This window comes from Armatimonadota bacterium, from assembly GCA_020354555.1.
Lineage (GTDB): Bacteria > Armatimonadota > Hebobacteria.
Window position 1 is genome coordinate 4458699 of the sequence record CP070648.1, and the last position, 6249, is coordinate 4464947.

General features: G+C 68.2%; 5 protein-coding genes. 3 read left to right on the forward strand and 2 right to left on the reverse strand.

Going from position 1 to position 6249, the window contains the following annotated elements:
• Positions 1-33: 33 nt before the first annotated feature.
• Together JSV65_18270 and JSV65_18275 are read left to right on the forward strand one after the other, a co-directional pair.
• Entirely contained in the window at positions 34-1236 is a 1203-nt protein-coding gene (locus JSV65_18270; protein UCH34446.1) for an ABC transporter permease, read from the forward strand.
• 83 nt (positions 1237-1319) lie between these two features.
• Positions 1320-1751, forward strand: a complete 432-nt coding sequence (locus tag JSV65_18275; GenBank protein UCH34447.1) for a pyridoxamine 5'-phosphate oxidase family protein — start codon at positions 1320-1322, stop codon at positions 1749-1751.
• A gap of 181 nt (positions 1752-1932) precedes the next feature.
• Here JSV65_18275 and JSV65_18280 read toward each other — a convergent pair whose 3' ends face one another.
• A complete protein-coding gene (locus JSV65_18280) occupies positions 1933-2577 on the reverse strand; it encodes an SGNH/GDSL hydrolase family protein (GenBank protein UCH34448.1) in 645 nt (214 codons plus the stop codon).
• 252 nt (positions 2578-2829) lie between these two features.
• The gene (locus tag JSV65_18285) at positions 2830-3894 is read right to left on the reverse strand and encodes a prepilin-type N-terminal cleavage/methylation domain-containing protein (GenBank protein ID UCH36837.1); all 1065 of its coding nucleotides are present in this window, start codon (positions 3892-3894) and stop codon (positions 2830-2832) included.
• A 361-nt stretch (positions 3895-4255) separates the two neighbouring features.
• Here JSV65_18285 and JSV65_18290 point away from each other — a divergent pair.
• Positions 4256-6249: LysM peptidoglycan-binding domain-containing protein (locus JSV65_18290; protein ID UCH34449.1), on the forward strand; the 1994-nt coding region annotated here is incomplete at its 3' end.

The following is a 6249-nucleotide window of genomic DNA, read 5'->3' on the forward strand; positions in this document are numbered from 1 at the left end:
GCCGCGAGTCGTTGACAACATCGGTAACTGCGAATGGTCTGGTTCGAAAGCCTTAAGGTCGCCCTGGCCTGTCTCTGGGCCAATAAGCTTCGCTCCGCGCTGACCATGCTCGGCGTCATCTTCGGCGTCTGCTCGGTGATCGTCATGGTGGCGATCGTCGAGGGCGCGCGCGCCGAGGTGGTCAGCCAATTCTCGGCTCTCGGATCGCGCCTCATCATCGTCTTCTTCAGCCCCGAGCGCGGCCAGCGCGAGCGTATCACCGTCAGCGGGCTCCGCCTCGAGGACGCCGACGCGATCCGCGAGAAATGCCGCGACGTGGCCGCCGTATCGCCCGAGACGCCTCCGCTCAACGTCGATATCCACTACGGCGCGCGCGAGGTGCGCGCCAGCGTCGTCGGCGCCCAGCGTGAGTGCATGCTCGTCCGCGATCTCGCGGTCGCCCGCGGGCGCTTCATCAACCGCGAGGACGAGGAGGACTGGCGCAAGGTCTGTGTCCTCGGCTCCGCGCTGCCCAGCGAGCTGTTCGGCAGCGAAGACCCCCTGGGCAAGGAGATCGAGATCGAGAAGATCCGGGTCACCGTGATCGGCGTGCTCGAAGAGAAAGGCCGCGCCTTCGGCGAGGAACTCGACGAGCGCGTATACGTCCCCATCACCACCGTGCAGAAGCGCGTCATGGGCTCCGTCCAGCTCGGCGTTATCTTCGCGCTGGCCCGCAGCGACGAGCGCAGCGAAGCCGCTGCGGATCAGATCTGGGAAGTGCTCATGAAGCGCTACGACAACCAGCGCGTTTTCACCGTTGACACGCAGTCGCGCATCCTCGACGCGCTGGGCCAGGTGTTGATCGTCTTCGAAATCGTCCTCGGCGGCATTGGTGGGCTGTCGCTCCTCGTCGGCGGCATCGGCATCATGAACATCATGCTCGTCAGCGTCACCGAGCGCACCCGCGAAATCGGCCTGCGCAAGGCCCTCGGCGCCAAACGGCGCCATATCCTGTGGCAGTTCCTCACCGAATCGGCCACGCTCAGCGGCGTCGGGGGGCTGTTCGGCATCGCCCTCGGGGCGCTGCTGAGCTGGCTCGTCGGGCACTTCGCCAAGGACTACCTGCCGACCGCGGTGCCCCTGTGGGCGGCGGCGCTCGGCTTCTTCTTCGCGGCCGCCGTCGGCCTGTTCTTCGGCATCTACCCCGCGTTCCGCGCCGCCCGCCTCGACCCGATTGAGGCCCTGCGCCACGAGTGACGGGCATCCGCCGCGCGCGGCGCAGCGGCGATCCGCAGCAGCCGGCCGAGCGCGGATTCAAGTCTTGACCAGGAGGCCGTTCCGTGACCACACCGGAGATCGTGCAAGCCACGCAGGAGATGATCCGCGCCGACAAGCCGTTCGTGCTCGCGACCGTGGACGCCGGCGGCGTCCCGCAAATGCGCTGGATGGGCGCGGCGATGCTCGACGAGCCGCTGACGGTCTTTATGGCCGCAGGCGCGAACTCGCGCAAGATGGACCAGATGCGCGCCCACCCGCAGTCGCAGCTCATGTTCCAGGACGAGGACTTCACGCGGGTCGCGACCCTGAGCGGGACGTGCGAGGTCGTGGGGGATATCGAGACTAAGCGCCGCGTGTGGCAGGGCATCCCCGCCGCCGCGCACTACCACTCCGCGCCGGAGGACCCGACCTTCGGCGTCATCAAGTTCGTCTGCCGCCGCGTCGAACTGCTCAACATCAAGGAGAGCCATACCCCGGCCGTGGTCGAACTGTGACCTCCGCCGGGTCGAACTCCTCCCCCTCTCGGGGGGAGGTTGGGAGAGGGTCAAACGTCACGCCTCTTATCCCCGGCTGGCCCTTCGTGCGCGGCGCCATCAGGCCGCCATCACTTGGAGCCTCCACGTGCAGTGGAGAGGCCTACTCTTCTCCCGATCCGTGCGTCCGCCACTCGCCGCCCTACTCGCACAGTACGCGCAGCACTTCCTGGGCGATGAGCAGATGCCCGGTGCGATACGGATGCACCGGCTCGGGGCAGAAGACATCCGGCGCGCGGAACTCCAACTGCCGCTCGAACATCGGCTGAAGCCGCACCAGCCGCGCGCTGAGCTTCTCAGCCATCTCCTCCACGGTCGCGATGTACTCCGGCAGAATCTCCAGCACCTGGGTGCGGAATGACTGCCGCGAATCATCGGTGCTGACATAGAACGGGGTGATGAGGACAAGCTCCGCCTTCATCTTCTCCGCCGCGCGCGCGAGAATCTCCTCGTACACCTCGCGAAAGATCGCGGGGGAGACGCCGCCGGGATCGCCGCGCAGGTGCGTGTGCAGGTCGTTGATCCCGATCTTGATGCTCAGCCAGTCGGGCTGCTCGCGGATGACGTCGTCCTCCCACCGCAACTGCAGGTCGGTGACCTTGTTGCCGCCGATGCCCTTGTTGACCCACGTGATGTTCCGCTCCGGCCAGCCCCCGATCACGAGATCGTGCAGCAGGCTGACGTAGCCGTCGCCCAGCGGCGCGGCCTGCGCGCGCCGCCCGCAGTCGGTGATGCTGTCGCCAATGAACAGGACCTTCTCCCCGTCCTGGAAACACAAATCGCCCATGCTCTGGTGAATCCTCCGTGCCGGTGAACGTCAGAAATGCCCGGTCGCGAAGAAGATTCGCCAGGTTAAGGGAATTCACCCCCATCGGCGGTGCATCGTACGGGATGCGCCCGGTTTACTAGCCGAGCGCAGTGCGAGGAATCTGGGCCAGTTCTGACCCACGTGCCGGCGCCGGCAAACCGTAGGGCAGCCCCTCTGCGGGCTCCCCAGGTAGATAACCGCGCGGCTTCCCAGTCTTCGTTCGGTTCCGCGCTATCGAGCACCACCCCGCGCGCCCTCGCCTGGCCGCGGGCGCGGCGGGCCCGGACGGTGCACGGGCGTGCGCTCCTCCACTCGAGCCAGTTCGCTCCTGTTCGGGGAGACGATGAGCGCCAGCATCTGATAGAAGGTGGCGCGCACGTACTTCGCATGGCCATCTACAAACGCCATGGGGGCGGCGACCGGTATTGTCGGCGCATCCCCGCCCAGTTCTACGGGGCGCACGTGGTCGCGTACGTAGTCAGAGGCATAGCCCTCGTGCACGCCGAACGAGTTGCACGCCGCGAGCGGCTCCTGCGTCGGTTCGTCGAAGGCGGACAGCGCGGTCGAACATGCGAGGTAGTCCTGAGGGTTCGCGGCGTCGCGCGCACCAGGCTTGCCGACGTAGCCGAGGAACTGCGCCACGTCCCATAAGGCGAGGAGCGGAATGCCGGGGCAAGTCCTGAAGTCGGCGCCGTAACGGCCGGCCTTGGCTGCGGCGCTGCGGGGATGGTGCGCGCACATGTAGATGTACGATCCGGACTGGCGCACCTTTGTCGTCTTGCGCTTCCGCGCGCCGGCGACGAGGTCGAGGAGCGGATCGTCGGAACCGGTCTGGCCGTAACGCGTGCCCGTGCCGATGACGTACGTTTCGATGCCGAATCTCGGATCACGTCGCATCAACGTCGGACAGTTGAAGACGTCTTTGCTCTTCGTGTACGGAATCAGCAGATCCGCGAGCTGCCACATCCAGCGGCCGTCCAGGTACTCCTCGCCGTACTTGCTCGTGACGTCGCGCGTCAACTGATCCCACGTCCGATTCGTGTACACGCCTCCGACTGCGTGCGCGGTCCCCTGGCCGTCATCGGCGACACACGCCGGCAGCACTTCGTCGTAGTCCTGGGCGTACATCAAAGCCGCGAGCGCGATCCGTTGGCAGTTGGCGAGACAGGTGGCTTTCCTGGCGGCTTCGCGAGTCCTGCTGAGGCGCTCGGGATTGTACGTGACCAAGGCCAGGACCGCGATGATCGCGATGACGACCAACAGTTCGACCAGGGTGAAGCCAGGGTTGCGTCGCATGGCAGAGCCCTCCCTTCTCTACCCACGGGCTCACGCCGGCCCCGCGCGTGAGGCCCCGCAAGCAGTCGCAAACACACGATTCCCTGCGGATGCTGGCCCATCCTCTTCGTCGCGGCCGACAACTCGGGCGGCACCGTGTGGCGCACGCGCCCGTCCGCGGTCTGCGCGGCCCGGCGCGAAACAGACGCGCCCACGCATCGCCAGCCAAGGAACCCGGCCCGCCTCCGATGCCCGCCTTAACCGCGCCTCCCTGTGTGCTCCATCGGCCTTGGTCACGGTTGACGCCATATGGGCTTTGTGCTAGCATACCTTGGTTCTATGGCGGCAGCAGCCGCCGAGTCGTCCAGCAGGAGGGAGACCCGTGCGCAAGGCCGCGTTCTTCATCACCGCGCTCAGCTTCGCACTCATCGCCGCGAGCCTGCCGACCGCCCTCGCGGCCGCACAAGACACCGGCCCCGCCGCCGCCATTTCCAGCCCCGCCCATTCCGCCGTGATCAGCGGCGACACGGCCACCGTCACCGTCCTGTTCGACGCCGGCGAGGACGCCGAGGTCATCGCCGCCGAACTCTACGTTGACGGCGAGTTGCACGCGACCGCTCCCGTGTCGCCCCCCGCATCATCCGGCAGCGCCAAGCTGACGTGGGGCTGCGGCGAGTTCGACGAAGGGCGACACACGCTCACCGCGCGCGTCTACGATTCGCTGGGCCACAGCCGCGCGGTTGACGTGGAGGTTGTCCTGCAGGCGGTGACAAGCGGCGGCGACGCCGAACGCGTGCGCGTCGAGATCATCGCCCCGCGCGGCGGACAGGAAATCTCCGGCAAGGCGCAGGTTCGCGTGGCTGCGGACGAAAGCCGCGTGCGCTACGTCATGCTGCTGATTGACGACGTCTTCGTCGCGCTGACCAACATGCCGCCGTTTACTTTCTCACTCAACACGACGCGCTACCTCAACGGCTTACACGTCCTGCGCGCGACCGCATTCGATTTCAGCGATAACCCGACAGACTCCGATCCGGTCAACGTGATGATCAACAACCCCGGCGGCCGGACCGAGATGCGCACCGAATCCCCGGCCGAGACTGCACAGCCCGCGCCGTCGCCCGAGCCTGCAGTCGTCGCAGCCGAAGCGCTGCCTGCGGAAACAGTTGCGCCGCCCGCAGCGCCCGCGTCCGCGCCGCAGTCCGCGAGCACATCGGCGCCTGCCGCGCCTATCGGCACGCCTGCCGGCGCGTCGACTCCCATAACTGCGGCCGCCGGACTGGAACAAGCGATCGGCCAGGGAGGCACTCCGGCCGAAGCAACAATCGCGACACCGAGCGGAACGGTTCAGCCGACCGCGGCGGCGCAAGCCGTGGCTCCGCCGCGGGCGACACCGGCCGCAGCGGAAGTGATCGTGCCGGACGCGTCCGCAGCGCCCACCCCCGCGCAGCCGGCGCTCGCCGCCTCAGCGGCGCAGCCCTCAGTTGATGCGCGTTCCTCCGCGGCTGCCGGTGCCGACGTCGCAGCGGCGTCGCACGGTCCCGCCGCCGCGACCGCCGCGACCGAGGCAGCCGCGCCGCTCGGCACGCTGCCTCCACAGGCGGTGCAGATCGCCATGGCGCGCACGTCACCTGCCGTCGGCGTCGGACCCGTCGCAGTCATGGCCGCGCCCGAGGCCCGCGCTCCGGTAACGAGCGGGAGCGCCATTGAGGCGAGCCCTGGGATCACGACCGAGGCGACAGTTGCGCCCTCAGAGGAGGCACCCGCCGAGCCCGCGCAGCAGGTCGCCGCTCTGCCGCCGCAGCTTGAGCCGGCCGTAGTCGCGGCCGTTCCGGAGCCGATGCCGGCGGATGCGGCATTGACCGCCGCCGAGGCCGGCGTCCAGGTCGCGGCGCTCGCGCCGGAAATGAGCATGAGCGCGGACAGCGCGGCGATGGCCGAGATCACCACGACTCCACCGCCCGCACCAGTGCACATCGCGCGCGCGCCGTCTCCGCCGATTGTCGTCTCGGCGACGCGGAGCGAACGCGGGGATGTCATCCTGCACACCGTCAGGCCGGGCGAGCAGTTGGGCACGATCTCCGCGCGCTACAGCGTGCCGACCGAGGCGATCGCGCGCCTCAACGGGCTGCATGCCAACGCCGAACTCGCCGCCGGCCGCACGCTGCGCATCCCGTGGCAATCCTCGCTCGTGCTCAACGGTGAATCCGTGTACACCGACGTGCCGGTTCTGACTGAGGGCGGTATCTCCCTCGCGCCGTTCCGCGCCATCGTCGAGCACGCCGGCGGCGCGGTTCACTGGATACCCGCAAGCAGGCAAGTGCGGGCTAAGGCCTTCGCGCGCGACATCTGGGTCACCATCGGCAGCCGGGCCGC

Excerpts from the sequence above, each read along its gene's own strand:
- JSV65_18270 (UCH34446.1), top strand. The coding sequence starts at position 34 with ATGGTCTGGTTCGAAAGCCTTAAGGTCGCCCTGGCCTGTCTCTGGGCC.
- JSV65_18280 (UCH34448.1), bottom strand. The coding sequence starts at position 2,577 with ATGGGCGATTTGTGTTTCCAGGACGGGGAGAAGGTCCTGTTCATTGGC.
- JSV65_18285 (UCH36837.1), bottom strand. The coding sequence starts at position 3,894 with ATGCGACGCAACCCTGGCTTCACCCTGGTCGAACTGTTGGTCGTCATC.